Annotated in this window: 2 protein-coding genes; both read right to left on the bottom strand. The window is 63.2% G+C overall.

What is annotated here, in order from left to right; all coding sequences use genetic code 11:
- Positions 1-35: 35 nt before the first annotated feature.
- Positions 36-518: a VOC family protein gene (locus IGX34_RS16605; protein WP_225737537.1), complete on the bottom strand. Its 483-nt coding sequence runs from the start codon at positions 516-518 to the stop codon at positions 36-38.
- A gap of 42 nt (positions 519-560) precedes the next feature.
- Complete coding sequence (locus IGX34_RS16610; protein ID WP_192556846.1) at positions 561-1,712, bottom strand: homoserine dehydrogenase family protein; 1,152 nt, start codon at positions 1,710-1,712, stop codon at positions 561-563.
- Positions 1,713-1,732 lie beyond the last annotated feature (20 nt).

The following is a 1,732-nucleotide window of genomic DNA, read 5'->3' on the forward strand; positions in this document are numbered from 1 at the left end:
CCTTGGCCCCTCCGGCACGGTGGATGGAATGCGGATCAGTAGCTGTCCGCTTTCTCGAGTTCCTCGAACAGCCGGGTGGTGTTGGCATCCTGAAAGCCTTCTTCCCCGCTGCGCTCGATCAACTCGTACATCATTCCCGACACCTGGTCGCGCTTGCTGAAGACCTGCCGCAGGCCGGGTGCCGCCAGGATGCCGGTGGAAAACTCCAGGCCGTTCTCGGCCAGGGCGCGCTGGGTGCTTTCGATATCCTCGACCTCGAACGCCACATGCTGCACGCCCGGACCGTACCGCTCGATATAGCGGCTCACCTGGGAGTCCGGACTGGTTCCTTCGATCAGCACGATCTGGAAATGGCCGCCCGACATCACGGCCGAGCGCATGCCGGTATGTTTGCCCAGCGTCTCGCGCCGCTCGACCAGCGGCAGTTTCAAGGTGTCGCGGTAAAACACGATGGCGTCTTCCAGGTTCGCGACCGCGATCGCCAGGTGATCAATCCGCAGAAACGGGTGTGGCAACATACTCATCTCTCCTTATGAAAGTTGTTGCTGAGGGAATGTTTTTCAGGCAGCCGAAGTGGCCTGCAACGATTCGGCGATACGCAGGATGTCGGCAAAGATGCCGCCTGCCGTCACTTCGGGCCCTGCTCCCGGACCTTGCACCTGCAGGGGGTTTTCCTTGTAACGCTCAGTGCGGAACTGCACGACGTTGTCGGTGAGCTGGGTATGGGCGAAGGCATGCGAAGTAGACATCGCCTGCAATGCCACCGTGGCGCGGCCTTCTTTACGGAGGCTGGCCACATAGCGCAGAACCTTGCCCTCGGCGTGCGCCCGTTCGAGCAGCTCGGACATGGGCGCGTCGAGCGCTTCAAGCTGCTGCAGAAACTGCGCCGGTGTTGCCTGGGTCAGCTCGGCAGGAATCAGGCTCTGCACGTCGACATGTTCAAGCGACAAGCGCCAGCCCGCTTCGCGCGCAAGAATCACCAGCTTGCGCGCAACGTCCATGCCGGAAAGATCGTCGCGTGGATCGGGTTCGGTGTAACCCAGCGCGTGCGCCTCGCGCACCAGCTCGGAAAAGCGCGTGCCACGCACAAAGCGGTTGCATAGCCAGGCCAGCGTGCCGGAAAACATGCCATCCACCGCCAGCAACTGGTCGCCGGTATCCAGCAGGTCGCGCATGGTGTGCAGAATCGGCAGGCCGGCGCCCACCGTGGCTTCCTGGCGGAAACGCGCACCTTGCGCCTGCGCGGCGCCGATATCGGCCCAACGCCCCATCGGGCCGCTGCCGGCGTGCTTGTTCGGCGTAACGATATGAATGCCGCTGCGCAGCCACGCCGCATAGTGATCCACCACTTGCGAACTGGCGGTGCAATCGATCAGCAAGGCATGCGCTTTGCCATCGCCGCGCACGTGCTCGGCGAAAGCGTCCAGCTGGGTGGCAAACGGACCTTGCCGCCGGGCTCCCGCAAAATGGTCGCCGTCATCGATATACATGACCTGGCTGGCCGCGGTACCGCGAAGCACGATCTCCAGTCCCAGTTCCTGGGCGAGCCGCTCCCTGGCATCGCGTATTTGCTCCAGCAACACTCGTCCGACCCGGCCCGGGCCGATCAGGCCGACGGCGATGCAGCGCCGGCCTGGTGCTGGTGCGCGCCGCGTACGCGGAAGCGGCAGGTGATCGATAGATCTTGGCGTATCCACAATGAGCTGATTCATAGGTATTCCCTTTACCGGCA

This window comes from Dyella acidiphila (assembly GCF_014863405.1).
GTDB lineage: Bacteria > Pseudomonadota > Gammaproteobacteria > Xanthomonadales > Rhodanobacteraceae > Dyella_B > Dyella_B acidiphila.

What these genes read in the sequence shown, in the direction of transcription:
- IGX34_RS16605 (WP_225737537.1), bottom strand. Translation starts at nt 518, where the DNA reads ATGTTGCCACACCCGTTTCTGCGGATTGATCACCTGGCGATCGCGGTC.
- IGX34_RS16610 (WP_192556846.1), bottom strand. Translation starts at nt 1,712, where the DNA reads ATGAATCAGCTCATTGTGGATACGCCAAGATCTATCGATCACCTGCCG.